The following is a 15,809-nucleotide window of genomic DNA, read 5'->3' as shown; positions in this document are numbered from 1 at the left end:
CTTTCAGGCGACGAACCGCTCAAACCAGTCGAGCATCGGCTTGGGGTTCTCGGGTAGGTAGTTGTAGCCGTCGAAGCGCCGGTTCGTGCCGTCGATCCAGATCAGGTCCTTCTGGTTGGTGGGCATGGCGTCGAACATCGCCTGCACGTCGGCAGGCGTCGTCAGCGTGTCGTCGCGGACCTGCAGGAGCAGCGTGGGGACATCCACCGCGGCCGCGTACTGCGGCATATCCATGTCCTTCAGCTCCATGCTGGTTGCGCGGCGCAGCGCGTCGGCGACCTCGGGCAGCGCATCCGGGATGCCCATGTGAGAGAGGATCGTGCGATAGAAGGAACTGAGCGAGATCGGCTGCGGCGCGACGATCGCGCGGACATCGTCGAACTCGTCGCGGTGCTTGGACATGGCGACCATGGTCGCGTTCATGCCGCAGCAGCGGCTGAGCAAACCAAGCTTCAGATTCTTGAGGTCAGACCGCGAGCGGACGTAGCGCAGCGAGCCGATCACATCGCGATATTCGCGGATGCCGTTGCCGATCACGCCGCCGCTGCCGGCGCCGCTCTGGCCGAAGTTGCGCAGGTCATAGGCGAGGATGTTGTAGCCGGCTTCGTGCAGGTGCTTGTAGTCCGGCATGAAGTTCACTTCGATGTTGTTGCCGCTCGCCTCCCAGGCGTCGCTGTAGGGCTTCAGATGGCCGGGGAAGCCGTAGCGGTTGGCCCAGATCGGGTGATTGGCGACGATCAGCTTGTCGCTGTCGCCGGGGATGAACCAGCCCTCGATCGTCACGCCGTCAGCGGCGGGGAAATAGATGTCTTCGAAAGCGATGCCGTCGTCCGCCGGCGAGCGCAGGATCGGCGAGCGGGCGGGATCCTTCATCCCGGAGACAAGCCCGGCGATGAGTTCGGCGCGGGACGGTTGGGCTGCGGGAGCTTCAGTTGCCTGAGTCATGTTACTGTCCTTTCAGAGCTCAGCCTGTTCGGACGGTGGCTGATGACCTTCGAGATGCCGCCAGCGCCGTCCACCACTATCACCGTCCGTTGCTGTGGCATGTCCTCTCCTTGTGGATTGCAGCCGTCGGCGCGCGAACGGGCTGCCGCGCGACGTGGTCCGGCAACTCACCAAAGCTGAACCCGCGTTATCTCCGTCTGCGCTCAGCAGACGCCATCCTTGAAAGTTGACCGTCGGACACCGCAGGGCACAGCGCGAGGCGATCACGTCTTGCCTGTCACAGCGAACATAAGGACAGCTCTCCGTCCACTCGTTCGAACTGAGACAGTGTGTTGTCGAAGTATCAAGCGCTCAACGCTGTGATTTATTAGCTATGTTAATCGAGAATTGAAGAGCTAGATCTTGCGACGCCGCGTTGCAGATGTTGCAACCAACAACGCTTCAGTCTCGGGAGGGAGCTCGCAACGTGAGACAGCTGTGGTAATCGAGAGATGCGAAGCGCTGGAGCTCAGGACAAGGAGAGCATTTGACACGCTTTCCGACGAAACGACTGATGCCGCTTTCAGCAGGACGCTCGCGCTCATTCGCGAAGAAACGATTCTGGCTTGGCTGAACACCGGTGTCGAGCGCGTTCAGGGCTTCGGTCGTCCACCCTGGCGTCAAAGTCCAGCTAGGAAGCTTGGACGTCTGCGACGCGGTCGGTGTCGTCATGGAGAAAAGGCGCGACGACATCCGGTGACACGCGCACCGGTCTGCCGCTCTGACGATCGACAAGCGCCCATTGGGATCGCGCTGCAACAATAATCCTGCCATTCGCATCGGCGAAATCAACGCGCCGCGTATAGCGCGCGCCACGGGGCCGTCCGTCGACCCAGGTGACGGCGGCAACCTCGTCTTCGGCTGCAATATTTGCGCGATAGTCAATCTCGTGGCGCAGGACCACAGCCACGAAGCCACTGGCGTCGCCAGGCCGTCCAGCGGCGAACCAGTGCGCGACCGATATGTCCTGGATCCACACCATCCAGATCGCATTGTTGACGTGGCCAAGCTCGTCGATATCGGCGGGCTCAGCCCGGAAGCGCGTGTGGAAGCGGCGTTCCTCGTCGATCTGCCCCGTCAAGGGCGCGCCGAGCTCATCGCAACCGATCCGCCGGCGCACGATCACGCCAAGACCCGCGGCGCTGACAGCGTTGATCCATTGGTGCACGCCGCCTTAGAGAACTGCTCGATCATCAGCTCGATAAACACTCGAATCTTTCGTGCTGGATTGAGACCCGGGGGACGGACGACATACATATCAACTTCCGCCAGCGGGTGATGCGGCAAGACCTCGACCAGAGCGCCTGACTCGAGTTGTTCCTCGATAACGAAATTGGGCAGCACGGCGAGGCCAAGCCCCGCGGCAGCGGCCTTCGCAACCGCAATCCCGTTGTCTACCTTGAAGCGTCCCTGCGGCCGGATCGCTATGTTACCGTCGTCTCCTAAAAAACGCCAAGATTCAGCCTTTTGCATAACAGCTTCATGCTTCGCGATATCTTCCAAGCACTTAGGTGCGCCATGCTTGGCGATATAGTCGGGGCTGGCCACTAGGGTTCCGCGCACCGGCCCGATCCGGCGGCCTATGAGATTCGAGTCCGGAAGAACGCCGATGCGAACTGCGCAATCAAATCCCTCCGCGACAAGATCGACGGTGTAGTCGCTAAAGCTTACGGCGATCTCCAGATGCGGATGTTGAAGCGCGAGCCTGCTGAGCACGGGCGTAAGGTGCGTCACACCGAATGAAATGGGCGCAGAGATTCTGAGGCGTCCCCTGAGATCGCCAGTTGGCGACACGATCTCGAGCGCAGCATCCATCTCGGATATGATGCGAGCAGCGTGCTCTTTGAAAGCGATGCCAGGTTCAGTGAGCGCGATGCCGCGAGGGGTGCGCGCGAGAAGCTGCACACGGAGCTCAGCCTCCAGCTTGGAAATTCGTCGACTGACAAGCGACTTCGACACGCCTAGTCGGCGCGCCGCCACCGATAGCCCTCCGGCATCCGCCACTTCTATAAAGGTTCGCAATTCTTCGAAGCCGAGCGTCATTGTTCTCTTTTTCAGAACGTCAGGTACTGGATTGCATAGCTATCACGCACTTTTGCGCAACACCAGTAACCAAAACCCACGTCGTCTGGAGACTTTGGCGTCATCGCAAGTGTCCCTAATTCTGCGACACCGGGGCGCGATCAGCCTTGCTCGCGGCAGGTGCGGGCTTCGAGCCAGATTTCCTCCACCAACGAGCAGCGTTGAGTCTGCTGCATCGCGAGGAGAGAGATCACTCCCACTTCTTGCGTGCGGTTTCCGCAGAACTTTCAATGGGCAGGCGAGAGGCGGCAATAATAAAGAGGGAACAGCGATGCTTCCGAAACGTCAGGAGCACTAAGACCAAACAGGCGGCCGAAGTACGACTGAGCCAATACCGAAGTAGCCGACGCGCAAGTCGCTCCGGGGCAGTACTGCCAATCGGCTCCAGGTTAGACGCGTGATTCCGAGCCTCTCTCGGGATGCTGCAACACGAGCATCCCAGCCTTCCGGTCCGCGACGCCACGGGCGTAATATCCGGGAGACGTGCCGAACTGGCGCTTGAAAGCAGTACCAAACGCGCTCTCTGACCGATAGCCAAGGTCTTTAGCCAGGCTGGCCACAGGTGGAGCGCGCGTTTCGAGCGCGGCGCGAGCGATCTGCATGCGCCACCAGGTTAGGTAGCTGAGAGGCGGCATGCCAACCTTCTCGCGGAAGCGCGTTGCCAGACGCGACCGCGACATACCAATCTCGCGGGCTAGTCCCTCGAGCGAGAAGTGGTCGCTTGGCCGCGCGTGCATGAGCGCGAGCGCCCGGCTCACCTGAGGATCGGTGAGCCCGCCAAGCCAGCCCGGCAGAGAGGCGTCGGCGCCCCCCATGATCGCGCGGACCGTTTCCATGAGCAGCGTCTTGCAAAGCTGCTCGACCATCATCGCCTTGCCCAATCGTGAATGGCGTAATTCACCGAGGAGAAGTTCCACTGAACGCTGCAGTTCGACGGACGCTGGATCACTCTTCGGCACGACAAAGACCCGCGGCAAAACCCGGAGCAGCAGATCAAGGTTCTCATTGTCGAGCTCGTAGTGGACGCCGCACAGGACGGTGTCGGAGCCACCCAGGCTGACGACCGGCTGATCCGGATCGGCGAAGAGCGGCATACCATCCGCCGCCGCAACGCCGTCGTCGCTGGCGACAACGTAGCTCTTCGCATGAAGCAGCATCAGCATGTCGCCCTCGGAGAGGCTGAGCAGCGGGCCATTGTCAGCTCGGATATAGCACTGCCCCTGCTTGATGCTGATGAACTTGAGCAGGGCCGTCGCCGGGAAAGCGAGCGCCCAGTCACCGCCCGCTTTGAGTTCCGACCAGGCTGCCTTCTGCACCGAAAGTAGCGAGATGATCTGCGATAAGGGATCCGTGGTCACACGCGCCTCCATTCCTTCCCATAATGATCAACTTGGTACCGACGCGACGAAATCCGGTACGATCGCGAATTGGTTTGGCTCGAACCTCTTCCTAGATTTTCGACATGGAGAACATCACAAACAAAGTCATTGTCGTCACCGGCGCCGGTAGCGGGATCGGCCGCGCCATCGCACTGGAACTTGCTACCCACGGCGCCAGGCTTGTGCTGAGCGGGCGCACCGCGCCGCCACTCGAAGAACTGGCCGCAGAGATCACAGGTTCGGGCGGCGACGCCATCGTCGCCGTCGCAGACGTAAGCCGCCGTGACGACGTTGTCGCCGTCGTGCAGGCGGCGCTCGATCGCCACGGCCGCCTTGACGCGATCGTCAGCAATGCCGGGGTCGCCCCCATTTCGCCGCTCGCCGAGCTCAAGCTCGAAGACTGGGACGCGATGGTAGATGTCAACGTCAAAGGCGCGCTGAACGCCGTAGCGGCCGCGCTGCCAGTCTTCCTGCGCCAGCAGCGTGGCCACTTTATCTTCACCGTCTCGACCGCCGGCCTGGTCGTGAGCCCGACGATGGCAGTCTATGCCGCGACGAAAAACTTCGTCCGCACACTTGCCGAAGGCCTGCGGGTCGAATCCGAAGGTCGATATCGGGTCACCGGCATCTCCCCGGGCTTCGTGGCGACCAACCTGGTCCAGTCGATGACCGACCAGAAGGTGCGCGAGGCCATCAAGGCGCAGATGGACGAGATCGCGCTCGATCCCGCCGATGTCGCGCGCGCGGTCGGCTTCGCGATCGCTCAGCCCGATCATGTCGATATCGGCGACATCACGATCCGACCGGCGGTGCAGAACTAGCCGAGCCCCGGTTTCGGCTTGGACTCCGAACGCCGATAAAGGACCAGCCTCATCAAAGACGGCAATGGCGATAGCATGCTGCTTTATCAGTTTCGCAAGGGCACCAACCCGCGCCGCGTGATCATCTATTTGTCCGAAAAGGGCATCGACGTTCCGCGCTACGAGCTCGATTATGAGAACAAGGAGCATCGCTCGGCCGAGTATATAGCCATCAATCCGTCCGGCCGGGCACCGACACTGGTGACCGATGCCGGCGTCGCGATCACGGACTCGGCGGCGATCGTCGAGTATCTTGAGGAGCTTCACCCCGATCGCCCGATGATCGGCACGGACGCGGCCTCTCGCGCCCGTGTCCGCTCGCTTGAACGTCTTGCGGCCGATCTCGTGGCGCGCGGCCAGCTGTGGCTGTGGAACCGTACCGACGCCTTCCCGGCGAAAGAGCCTGTGGCATCGCGCGACGCAGCGGACCGGATCTTCCGCTACATCACCGAGCTGTTGGACGTGCTGGAAAAGGAAATCGGCGAGCACGCGTTCCTCGCCGGCAACACACCCACGATCGCCGACTTTACCGCCTTCCCGATCTTCCAGACGGCGCGCGAGCGGTTCGACCTCGCCTTCGGCAACAAGCATCCCGGGCTGGACGACTGGTACAGGCGCTTTCGTGGCCGACCCAGCGCGGACTACTGAATGGGCGCTGCTATGTTGCGTCGCTACCGAACGGGCCGACTGTCTTTCTGCGCCATGGTATTCGCCGCGGTGTACCCGTTGGTGACCGGACTTTCGTATCTGATGCAGGCGGTCACGCCGGACTGGGACCTGTGGCAACGCCACCTGATCATCGTTCCAATAGTTGTCGCCGCGATGGTGTTCGCCATCATACCCGGCATCAACCGGCTGCGGCGCCTGAGCGCGTTGGCTGACGAGTAAACGCATCATGCTAGCTCTATGACTAAGTGTACGTGGACGACCTCCTTGGCGACGGCTGGGGGGCCCCGCGCCGCGGAGCCCCTCGACTTGGATATGCGCCGCCCGTCCTTCAGGCGACGAACCGCTCGAACCAGTCGAGCATCGGCTTGGGGTTTTCGGGCAGGTAGTTGTAGCCGTCGAAGCGCCGGTTCGTACCCTCGATCCAGATGAGGTCCTTCTGATCTGTCGGCATGGCGTCGAACATCGTCTGCACGTCAGCGGGCGTCGTCAACGTGTCGTCGCGGACCTGCAGGAGCAGCGTGGGGACATCCACCGCAGATGCGTACTGCGGCATATCCATGTCCTTCAGCTCCATGCTGGTTGCGCGGCGCAGCGCGTCGGCAACCTCGGGCAGCGCGTCCGGTATGCCCATGTGGGCGAGGATCGTGCGATAGAAGGAGCTGAGCGAGATAGGCTGCGGCGCGACGATCGCGCGAACATCGTCGAACTCCTCACGATGCTTCGACATGGCGACCATCGTTGCGTTCATGCCGCAGCAGCGGCTGAGCAGGCCGAGCTTCAGATTCTTGAGGTCGGACCGCGACCGGACGTAGCGCAGCGAGCCGATGACGTCGCGATATTCGCGGATGCCGTTGCCGATCACGCCGCCGCTGCCGGCCGCGCTCTGGCCGAAGTTGCGCAGGTCATAGGCGAGAATGTTGTAGCCGGCCTCGTGCAGGTGCTTGTAGTCCGGCATGAAGTTGACTTCGATGTTGTTGCCGCTCGCCTCCCAGGCATCACTGTAGGGCTTCAGATGGCCGGGAAAGCCGTAGCGGTTGGCCCAGATCGGGTGATTAGCGACGATCAGCTTGTCGCTGTCGCCGGGGATGAACCAGCCCTCGATCGTCACGCCGTCGGCGGCGGGAAAGTAGATGTCTTCGAAATCGATGCCGTCGTCCGCCGGAGAGCGTAGGATCGGCGAGCGCGCGGGGTTCTGCATGCCGGAGACCAGCCCGGCGACGAGCTCGGCGCGGGTCGGTTGTGCTGCTGCTTCAGTTGCTTGGGTCATGTTACTGTCCTTTTAAAATTCAGCCGATTTGGAAGGTGGCTGATGACCTTAGGTAGCCCTTGCCGGTCAGAGAAAATGCGACCGGCGAATTGGCCGGGCGCCTCCATCCGGATGCTTACAAGTCAACCGCGATAGATCGGCGTCGCACCCGACGCGCGCCGGCGGTCTCCAAGCCCCTCCAGCTTCTCGCGCAGCAATTCGATGTTGCGCTCGCCTGTCACCAGGCCTTCGGCTGTGGCGTGGACCGAGTAGTAGCCGAGGTGAAGGTCATGAGGGTGGGGGATCGCCGAACCCAGCACGAAGGTCGCGCCATCAGATCCGCCCTCCAGTTCCACAACGTCCTCTCCTTCGGCGAGGACGAGCATCTCGCCCGCTGAACCGGCAATCGCTCCGACCAGGCTGCCGTGCGAGAGCGCGAGCCAACCGACGGTGTGACCGGCAGGAGGCGTGTAGGTCCAGCGCTCGCCGGGCGCGAGCGTCACCAGCAGGTATGTCGTCCCAGCGGGCGCATTGACGGGGCTCGTGACGCCCTCGTGCGTGCCGATGATGACGTGCGCGGGGCCGACATGGTGCATCGCCGCCGCCTCGATATACTGGCTTTCGACCGGAGACAGCTCGAGCTTGGCGGGAAGCGCGAGCCAGAGCTGAAAGCCCCTGACACGCTCTGACCTGCCGGAGGACAGCTCCTTGCCGTGCCAGACACCGCCGCCGGCCCGCATCCACTCGACGCCGCCATACGCGATATGGCCCTGACCCGCGTCGGGATCGTCATAGTGAACATCGCCCTCGGTAATGACGGTGACCGTCGCGATCCCCGAGTGAGGATGCACGACGCCCGCTGCCGTCATCTGGCTCATGTTCGCATCGAAGATGTCCAGAAACACGAACGGCTTAAGCTGCTCGCCTAGATCGCTGGGGCTCATCAAGCGGGTGATCGGGCCGTGGCCGCGGCCGCGCGTTCGGTGAATGACAGGGCGGCCAGCAGCGACGATGCTCACCGCTTCGACAGCGGTGTCGGACAGAGTGGTAGCGACGGAAGCCATATTCTTTCTCCTCGGGTTGCAGCAGATTTCTAGCTGCTCGGTTGATGGAGAGAATTTGGCTCGCAGGCGGTCGTGTCGCTAGCCGGCCATATCGCGCCGCGGTGTCGCAGAATTAGCGACACCTGGCATCTTCAGGACCTCTTGCTGTCCCGCAGCCTTGCAACATCGCGGGTGGGCGATGCGCCGAACATCCGCTTGTATTCTCGACTGAACTGCGATGCGCTTTCATAACCGACTGCGAACGCTGCGCTTGCCGCATCAGCGTCGGCGATCAATAGTCGCTTCGCTTCTTGCAGGCGGAGGGCCTTGTGATACTGCAGTGGGCTCATGGCGGTGGCAGACCGGAAGTGGCGATGGAACGTTGCCGGGCTCATCCCGGCAATTCCCACCAGCTCTTCAATCCTGACAGCGCGATCCAAGTTCGTGCGCAGATGAGCGATAGCATCCCGAACTTGTGCGATCCGGCTACCAGCTCGAGCCGCCTGGCGAAGCAGCGCTCCTTGCGGCCCCTGCAAGATACGAAAGAGAATTTCGCGCTCGATTAGAGGTGCCAGCGTGTCGATTTCGTTCGGCGCATCGAGCAGACGCAACATCCGTGACCAAGCATCAAGCAGTTCGGGCGTCATCGCGCCCACAGCAAAAGCCATGGTGTCGCCTTCGGATTTGCAAGGTATGCCAACAACTAGATCCGAAAGAATATCCTGGTCGATTGCGAGCCGTACCGCGACGTAAGGTGCCTCGAGCAGATCCTCGATGGTGACACGCGATGCGGGCACGTCGATCGAAGCGATGAGAAAATGATTGCTATCGTAGCGCAGCGTGCGGTTTCCGATGACCACCCGCTTGGCGCCGCGCAACACGAAGCCAAACATGGGCTGATATAAGACCGGAACCGGCCAGCCCTCCGCCTGCGCGACATGGAGGCTCACTCGCGGGATCGACGCATCTCCCGATTGCTTGGCGTGGCGATAGGCTAGATCGGCGAGAGTTTCGTGCATCAAATCTATATCGATTTTACCGAACGTGAAGGCAAGCTTCCGCCCGGCCGGAAGGGCGAGTGATCGGATTAGGCAAAAGATTGCGACAATCCGGCGCGGAGAAGCTGCGGGCAGGCGTTATGAAAGGGGTGTCCGCCAGCCCGTTTCGTTTCGATCAGGAGAGCCCCATGCGCTATAACACCCTAGGCCGCACCGGCCTGTTCGTTTCTGAACTCTGCCTAGGCACCATGACCTTCGGTGGCGGCGGCGGAATATATAGCAGCATGGGCGGTCTACAGCAGGAAGAAGCTGACGTTCTGATCAGGACCGCGATCGATGCCGGCATCAACTTCATCGATACCGCCAACGTTTATTCGCAGGGCCTTTCCGAACAGATCGTCGGTCAGGCGTTGCTCAACCTCGGTATCGCGCGGGAAGATGTGATCATCGCCACCAAATTCTTCGGACCGACGGGGGACGGGCCCAACGCGCGCGGCACGTCCCGCTCGCATATGCTCTACGCACTGGATGGCAGCCTCAAGCGCCTTCAGGTCGACCATATCGATGTTTACCAAATCCATGGCTTCGACCAGATCACGCCGATCGAAGAGACGCTGCGCGCGCTCGATACGGCCGTCCAACAGGGTAAGGTCCGCTACATCGGCGTTTCCAATTGGGCCGCTTGGCAAATCGCAAGGGCGGTCGGTATCTCCAACCAGTTCAACCTCGCCCGCTTCGCGTCGCTTCAGGCCTATTACACAATTGCCGGACGCGACCTGGAGCGCGAGCTGGTGCCGCTGATCGAATCAGAAGGCATCGGACTGATGGTGTGGAGTCCTCTGGCAGGCGGTTTTCTAACAGGCAAATATGGCCGCGACGGTAAGGAAGGCGCCAGCCGTCGCGATACGTTCGATTTCCCGCCGGTCGATAAGGAACGGGGCTACAAGGTCATCGACGCGATGAAGCCGATCGCGGAAGCCAAGGGCGTCTCGATCGCGCAAATCGCACTCGCCTGGCTGCTGCACCAAAAGGCCGTCACCACCGTGATCATCGGCGCGAAGAAGCCCGAGCAACTCAACGAGAATATTGCCGCGACCAAGGTGGTGCTGACCCACGCAGAACTGGAGGCACTGGACGAAATCAGCAAGCTGCCGGCGGAATATCCAGGCTGGGTATTCGACTTCCAGAGCAAGGTCCGCGCTGACCAGCTCCAGCAGGAACCGCGCGGGGCATGAGAGCGCCCGCTTCCCCCGATCTCCAGTGCTTCTCGGGATGCACATCATGCCCAGCAGCCGGTTGGCGATAGTGTTAAGCCTTCGATCTGCCAGAAGATGAAGCCTTCACCTCTCAGTCGAACTTGACGAGATCATGGGCACTCAGCGGGCCGCCTGGCCCTTGGAACTGGCGGCTGCCATGTTCGACGTCGCCAAGGTCGATACCGAAGAAGCCAAGCTGTTCGATCAGTCCCGCCACCACAGCCTTCGCGGCCGCGTCGTCGCCCGCGTAGAAGAGAACGCGGCGACCGCCTTCGGCCTCCGGATCCTTCTCGATAATACCGTAGAAGTGATGGTTGAAGGCTTTCACGATGCGCGCACCGGGCGCCCACTCCGCTACAATTGAGGTCGACGCGCGCTCGCCGATGTCGATGGGCGGTAGCGGCGCGCGCTGCATGGGATTGTTGGTGTCGATGAGGATGCGGCCGTTCCAGTCCGGCAGATCCGCAAGAGCGTTCTGCAACCTCGGCCAGATGATCGACACGAAGACGACGTCCTTCGAGGCCACCTCCACGCGCGTGCCGGCTTTGATTGACGGGCCAGCTTCGGCGATCAGGGCCGACAGCGTCTCGGGACCACGGCTGTTGGCGATCGTTGCTGCTATGCCCTTGGCGCCGAGCCGCTTGGCGATGGCGCTGCCCAAGAGGCCGGCGCCGAGGATACCGATGGAAGTCATTTCGAATCTCCGGGGAGAGCGAGTCGCGTGCGCGCCGCGGGCTATCCGCGGTCGCGCAGCGCGGTCGCGTTGCATCTTCTAGTTTGCCCGCGCCGCCATCGTGGCCTTCGCCCACCAGGTGAGTTCGTCGAGCGCAGCGGCGGCCGACGGCAACAGGTTCTGCTCGATCGTCTCAATCGGCTGATTGCCGCCCATCGGAAAGACGGTGAAGAAATCGCTCCCGCCGATGTGCACGGCGGCATGGGTCGAGACCATGTGCAGTTCCACTCCGATCAGGCGCAGATGCTCGATCGCGCGCGCCGCGCCGACGCCACCATAGCCGATGGCGGTGAAGGGCTTGCGGTTCCACTCTTTGTAAGCCTGATCGAGCGCGTTCTTGAGCGCGGCGGTGATCGAGTGGTTGTATTCGGCGACGACGAAGATGAAGCCGTCGAAGCGGGCGATCGTCTCTTGCCAGCTGACGGCTTCCGGGCTCTGGCTCGGCACGAAGGCGCTGGAAGCGACCTCATCGAAGAACGGTAGTTCGAAGTCACGCAAATCGATGAGCTCGACGTCGAGATCCTCGCGCGCCTGCGCCTGTCGCAGCATCCACTGCGCGGGCACGTCGGCAAAGCGCGCGGCGCGGGTCGAGCCCACGATCAGGGCGATCTTCGGTTTGGAATGAGCGGTGGACATGGGTCTTCCTTCTCTGTGACTGGACCCGTAGGCCCCTGGATGATGAGGGGAAGGTGGCCCGGCAGGACCGCCGCGACTAGTCGGCGAGAGTGCGCCGCGGGGTTGCGGAAACAGGAACACTCCGCCCTGTTGTGAACACAACAAAGCCGGGCACGCAGGTGATGCGTGCCCGGCTTGGAAGAAGCGCGGAGGATAGCGGATCAACTCGCGGTAGCGAGACCACCCGCGGCGATGCGCCGATTGGCCGAACGATTGTCGAGGCTGAGGGCTCCGGCACCGAACGCGACGATCTGCAGCAGGCCGCCAGTCATCATGATGTTCTTGAAGAAGTGCACGAAGTTGTTCTGGTCAGCGAGGTCGCTGTGAAAAAAGACGGCGGTCGCGATCGAAAACACCGCCATCGCCGCGGCGACCGGCCGGACCTTGTAGCCTGCGACCAGCAGGGCGCCTCCGACGACCTCGAGCACGACGGCGCCGATGAACGCGAGCGGCGGCAGCGGCAGGCCGACGGCCTCGATGGTGGCAACGGTCGCGGCATAGCTCGTGGCCTTGCCAAGCCCAAAAAGGATGAAAGGCAGGCCGATCAAGAGCCTGCCGGCTAACGGAAGAAAACGGGTGCTGTTCATGGTTCATCTCCAGTTGAAGCAGGATGATCAATCATCCGCGGCAATGAAGATGCGCGACGGCGCTACTCGCCACTAGACAGCAAAGATGCTACTCAGTGGTCCCAGACGCGGAACACTTCGCGTGATTGTACGGCGGGGGCGACGTTGGAGATCGAGGACCTTAGAGCATTCGTCGAGATTGCCGACGCTGGCGGTATCAACGCCGCGGCGCGACGCCTCGGACTCGCCAAGTCCATCGTCAGCCGCCGGCTGCTACGATTGGAGCAGGAACTCGGCGCGGAGCTGCTGTCGCGCACCACGCGCGGTGCAGTTCTTACCGAGGCGGGGCTGCTGTTCCGGGATCAGGCGGCCGAGATCTGCGCCCGGATCGACGCCGCGCGCGAGGACATCTCGCCAAATGGCGAGCTTCGCGGCCTCCTCCGCATCGCCGGCCCTTCATCGTTCGGAATGCAATTCGCGCCGACGCTCACCGAGCTCGCTCGCCGCCATCCTTCCCTGCACGTCCATACGCGGTTCTCAGACCGCTACGTCGACTTAGCTGCAGAAGGTTTCGATTGCGGTATTCGCGTGGGTTACCTGCCCGACTCGAACCTGATCGCGCGCAAGATCGGATCGCTTCCCATTCGCCTCTACGCCAGCCCGGACTATATCCGAGACTACGGCGCACCGGACTCGCCCGCCGACGTCGGCAACCATGCCGCGATCACGCCCGGGGTAAACAGCTGGACGTTCAGCGACGGCGACCAGAGCTTCACCGTCCATCCGCGCGGTCGCTTCAAAGCCGACAATGCCTACATGCTCGCAGAGGCGGCGGCGGCCGGACTTGGGATCGTCGCAATGGCCGAGCTTATCGCGGACCGTTATCTTGAGGCAGGAACGCTGGTGCCGATCATGCCGGGCTATACGCTGCCGGATATCGGCATCTACCTCGTGCGCCCGCCGAGCCAATATACGCCGCGTAAGGTGAAGGTCTTGACCGATCTACTCGTTGAGAAGTTCGCCCCTGCCGATTACGCGCAACCCTCTACATCCTGGGTCTTCCTCGCGCGCGACGACGCTCATCAGCCATAAGGCAGCTAGGCGTGAGCTGCCAGCGAGCGCGCTCCCTACTGAGCCACGGTCGAGAGCACCAACTCGATGGTCGGGGCGGACACGCTCGGCCGAAATCTCGTCGACCAGCTCGTGCAGCGGCGCCAGCGTGCCTGCTGACTCGCGACCCCAGCAAGGTCGACTTTCCTCCCGACGTCGATATCTCTGCAGCCCGCTCAACATCTAGTCGTCGCGTCACGCCCTGGGGGTGTGCGGACGCCGTTCCTGCGGAATGCGGTGACCGCGACGAGTTCACCCGAGGATCGTTCCCTGAACAGAGCCCGCCACACCTGGGCTAAGGGGGTCGACTATCTCCCGGTGTGCGACGCCGACCATGCCGTAGATCCACGGCGGTCAGAGGACTGATCGACTCTCCAGCCGGAGCGCGCAACTTGGAAGGACGCGCATGCGCCCTCTGCGAAGCATCACTTCTGGATCAAGAGTGGCGTCGTCCAGTGGTGCAAGGACAGCGGAAGGCGCAACTGAATGGCAACAGCTCAGTCTGCGCTCTCTGAAGCGCACTTTTCTCAGCTCTTGCGAAGGATTTTTCCTCCATAGGGCTCTCTACAATACGAAGCACTAGTTCGAGCTAGGTAGACGATGTACCTGAACGCAAGCGAGGCGAAAGAGCAGAGGCGCCTGCTGGCGCGATGGATTGCGACAGGTATCCTGCCGCATGAACCGCAGGTGCGTCTATGGTTGCGCCGGTACCGGCTTCCGCCAGAGGACATCGACGAGCTTATTCAAGATGCATACTGCGCGATTGCCCGGCTTGACTCGTTTGCTCACATCGAAAGGCCGGACGCCTATTTCTTCGCGATCGTTCGCAACCTTATGCTCCGTCGCATACGCCGCCAGCGGATTGTGCAAATCGACATCGTTGCGGAGATTGAGGCCTATATCGACGAGGAAAGGCCCTCCCCAGAGAGAGAGGTCGGAGCGAAGCTAGACTGCGCGCGCGCCTTAAGCTTGATAGCGCAATTGCCTGAGCGATGTCGTCAAGCAGTGTACCTACGCAAAATCGAGGGCTGGTCTCAGCGCAAGATCGCCGAACACATGAACATCTCGGAGAAAGCAGTCGAGAAACAAATATGGGTTGGTGTTAAAGCTCTGCGTACCGCGTGGGATGCGGCCATGGTCGCAGGGGAAGCAGAAGTGGGCGCGCCCCCCATGGAGCACCGCCGATGATGCGCGACATGCCAAATGCCGAACTTGATACGGCCGCACATTGGGTCTCCCGCATGGACGCTGACAACTGGTCGGCTGAGGACGAGGCCGAGTTGCAGACCTGGCTTGATGGCGACCCGACGCGGCGGGGTGAGCTCGCGCGCATTCAGGCAATCTGGTTCGCGCTGGAGCCTCTCCAGGACGAGCCCGTCCATGGTCACGAAGTTGAAAAGCCAATTTTCCGAAGGCGCACTTTCTTGGCGGCTATGGGCGGCGCCATTGCAGCGTCAGTTGTCGGTGGTTTGTACGTGTTTCAAGCGCGTTCTTATGAGACGGAGCTAGGCGAAATTCGCCGGGTGGCACTGACGGACGGATCTGTAGCGACCATCAATACCGTCAGCCGGATCACCGTCCAGATGAGAAAGTCGGTGCGACATATCCGCGTCGATAGAGGCGAGGCGTGGTTCCAGGTTGCGAAAGGCCCCAATCGACCGTTTGTGGTTGAGGCCGGAGATTTGAACGTGAGGGCCGTCGGAACCGCTTTCTCGGTTCGACGCCTCGATCATGGCGCCGAGGTGATGGTCACTGAGGGGGCCGTGGAGACCTGGTCCGGCGACACGGCTGACCAACGCGTCTATCTAGACGCGGGGAATCGCGCCTTCATCTCCGAAGACGGAACGATCCACCGACAAGTTGCCATGGCCGCGTCGATCGACCGCTCGCTTGCGTGGCGTACCGGAAAGATAATCCTGCTCGGTGACTCGCTCGGGTCCGCCATAGCTGAATTCAACCGCTACAATCGGCGCAAGCTCGTTCTGCTCAATCCGCGGCTCGGCAATGAGCAACTCGACGGTGTCTTCCGGATCGATGACCTGGATGGTTTTGCCCGCACGGTCGGCGAGATCCTGGCCGTGCCGATCGACACGAGGGACAACGACACGGTGCGGATCGGTTGATGCAGTTTCTTTGATCTTACGGAAGGATTTCCTGCGGCCGCGGCTCTTACCTCTGTGAGGGCAAAAAAAAGCCCGAACCAGGGGG

General features: G+C 61.9%; 17 protein-coding genes. 7 read left to right on the top strand and 10 right to left on the bottom strand.

Going from position 1 to position 15,809, the window contains the following annotated elements:
• Positions 1-3: 3 nt before the first annotated feature.
• The 4 genes from ACYJL1_RS05130 to ACYJL1_RS05115 all read right to left on the bottom strand — a co-directional run bounded on the left by ACYJL1_RS05130 (position 4) and on the right by ACYJL1_RS05115 (position 4,424).
• Positions 4-945 (bottom strand): alpha/beta hydrolase family protein, encoded by a 942-nt coding sequence (locus tag ACYJL1_RS05130; RefSeq protein ID WP_460897339.1) that lies wholly within the window; start codon positions 943-945, stop codon positions 4-6.
• Positions 946-1,615: 670 nt separating this feature from the next.
• Positions 1,616-2,110: an acyl-CoA thioesterase gene (locus tag ACYJL1_RS05125; protein ID WP_460897338.1), complete on the bottom strand. Its 495-nt coding sequence runs from the start codon at positions 2,108-2,110 to the stop codon at positions 1,616-1,618.
• The gene (locus ACYJL1_RS05120) at positions 2,107-3,027 is read right to left on the bottom strand and encodes a LysR family transcriptional regulator (protein ID WP_460897337.1); all 921 of its coding nucleotides are present in this window, start codon (positions 3,025-3,027) and stop codon (positions 2,107-2,109) included. Before ACYJL1_RS05120 ends, ACYJL1_RS05125 begins: the two co-directional genes overlap by 4 nt.
• A 428-nt stretch (positions 3,028-3,455) precedes the next feature.
• Entirely contained in the window at positions 3,456-4,424 is a 969-nt protein-coding gene (locus ACYJL1_RS05115) for an AraC family transcriptional regulator (protein WP_460897336.1), read from the bottom strand.
• Between the two features lie 104 nt (positions 4,425-4,528).
• Here ACYJL1_RS05115 and ACYJL1_RS05110 point away from each other — a divergent pair, with 104 nt between their 5' ends.
• From ACYJL1_RS05110 to ACYJL1_RS05100, 3 genes are all read left to right on the top strand, one after another.
• Positions 4,529-5,266: an SDR family oxidoreductase gene (locus ACYJL1_RS05110; RefSeq protein WP_460897335.1), complete on the top strand. Its 738-nt coding sequence runs from the start codon at positions 4,529-4,531 to the stop codon at positions 5,264-5,266.
• 75 nt (positions 5,267-5,341) lie between these two features.
• Positions 5,342-5,953: a glutathione S-transferase family protein gene (locus ACYJL1_RS05105; protein WP_460897334.1), complete on the top strand. Its 612-nt coding sequence runs from the start codon at positions 5,342-5,344 to the stop codon at positions 5,951-5,953.
• On the top strand, positions 5,954-6,193 hold the full coding sequence (locus ACYJL1_RS05100) for a hypothetical protein (RefSeq protein ID WP_460897333.1): 240 nt from the start codon (positions 5,954-5,956) through the stop codon (positions 6,191-6,193).
• 109 nt (positions 6,194-6,302) lie between these two features.
• Here ACYJL1_RS05100 and ACYJL1_RS05095 read toward each other — a convergent pair whose 3' ends face one another.
• From ACYJL1_RS05095 to ACYJL1_RS05085, 3 genes are all read right to left on the bottom strand, one after another.
• Positions 6,303-7,241 carry an alpha/beta hydrolase family protein gene (locus ACYJL1_RS05095; protein ID WP_460897332.1) on the bottom strand — a complete coding sequence of 313 codons (939 nt, stop codon included), beginning with the start codon at positions 7,239-7,241 and terminating at the stop codon, positions 6,303-6,305.
• A 122-nt stretch (positions 7,242-7,363) separates the two neighbouring features.
• Positions 7,364-8,284 (bottom strand): pirin family protein, encoded by a 921-nt coding sequence (locus tag ACYJL1_RS05090; RefSeq protein WP_460897331.1) that lies wholly within the window; start codon positions 8,282-8,284, stop codon positions 7,364-7,366.
• Between the two features lie 131 nt (positions 8,285-8,415).
• Positions 8,416-9,282: an AraC family transcriptional regulator gene (locus ACYJL1_RS05085; RefSeq protein WP_460897940.1), complete on the bottom strand. Its 867-nt coding sequence runs from the start codon at positions 9,280-9,282 to the stop codon at positions 8,416-8,418.
• Between the two features lie 167 nt (positions 9,283-9,449).
• Here ACYJL1_RS05085 and ACYJL1_RS05080 point away from each other — a divergent pair, with 167 nt between their 5' ends.
• Positions 9,450-10,496, top strand: coding sequence for an aldo/keto reductase (locus ACYJL1_RS05080; protein WP_460897330.1), 1,047 nt, complete (start codon positions 9,450-9,452; stop codon positions 10,494-10,496).
• Between the two features lie 112 nt (positions 10,497-10,608).
• On the opposite strand, the gene ACYJL1_RS05075 is transcribed toward ACYJL1_RS05080, so the two are convergent.
• From ACYJL1_RS05075 to ACYJL1_RS05065, 3 genes are all read right to left on the bottom strand, one after another.
• Entirely contained in the window at positions 10,609-11,211 is a 603-nt protein-coding gene (locus tag ACYJL1_RS05075) for an NADPH-dependent F420 reductase (RefSeq protein ID WP_460897329.1), read from the bottom strand.
• A gap of 78 nt (positions 11,212-11,289) precedes the next feature.
• A complete protein-coding gene (locus ACYJL1_RS05070; RefSeq protein ID WP_460897328.1) occupies positions 11,290-11,886 on the bottom strand; it encodes an NADPH-dependent FMN reductase in 597 nt (198 codons plus the stop codon).
• Between the two features lie 200 nt (positions 11,887-12,086).
• On the bottom strand, positions 12,087-12,512 hold the full coding sequence (locus ACYJL1_RS05065; RefSeq protein ID WP_460897327.1) for a DoxX family protein: 426 nt from the start codon (positions 12,510-12,512) through the stop codon (positions 12,087-12,089).
• Between the two features lie 144 nt (positions 12,513-12,656).
• On the opposite strand from ACYJL1_RS05065, the gene ACYJL1_RS05060 reads away from it, so the two are divergent.
• From ACYJL1_RS05060 to ACYJL1_RS05050, 3 genes are all read left to right on the top strand, one after another.
• Positions 12,657-13,583 carry a LysR family transcriptional regulator gene (locus ACYJL1_RS05060; protein ID WP_460897326.1) on the top strand — a complete coding sequence of 309 codons (927 nt, stop codon included), beginning with the start codon at positions 12,657-12,659 and terminating at the stop codon, positions 13,581-13,583.
• A gap of 618 nt (positions 13,584-14,201) precedes the next feature.
• Complete coding sequence (locus tag ACYJL1_RS05055; protein WP_460897325.1) at positions 14,202-14,789, top strand: RNA polymerase sigma factor; 588 nt, start codon at positions 14,202-14,204, stop codon at positions 14,787-14,789.
• Positions 14,786-15,724 (top strand): FecR family protein, encoded by a 939-nt coding sequence (locus tag ACYJL1_RS05050; RefSeq protein ID WP_460897324.1) that lies wholly within the window; start codon positions 14,786-14,788, stop codon positions 15,722-15,724. The genes ACYJL1_RS05055 and ACYJL1_RS05050 overlap by 4 nt, the downstream gene beginning before the upstream one ends.
• The last annotated feature ends 85 nt before the right edge of the window (positions 15,725-15,809 follow it).

The organism is Phyllobacterium sp. K27 (assembly GCF_054796155.1).
Note: the sequence above shows the minus strand (reverse complement) of the source record. Positions and strands in the feature narration are given on the sequence as shown.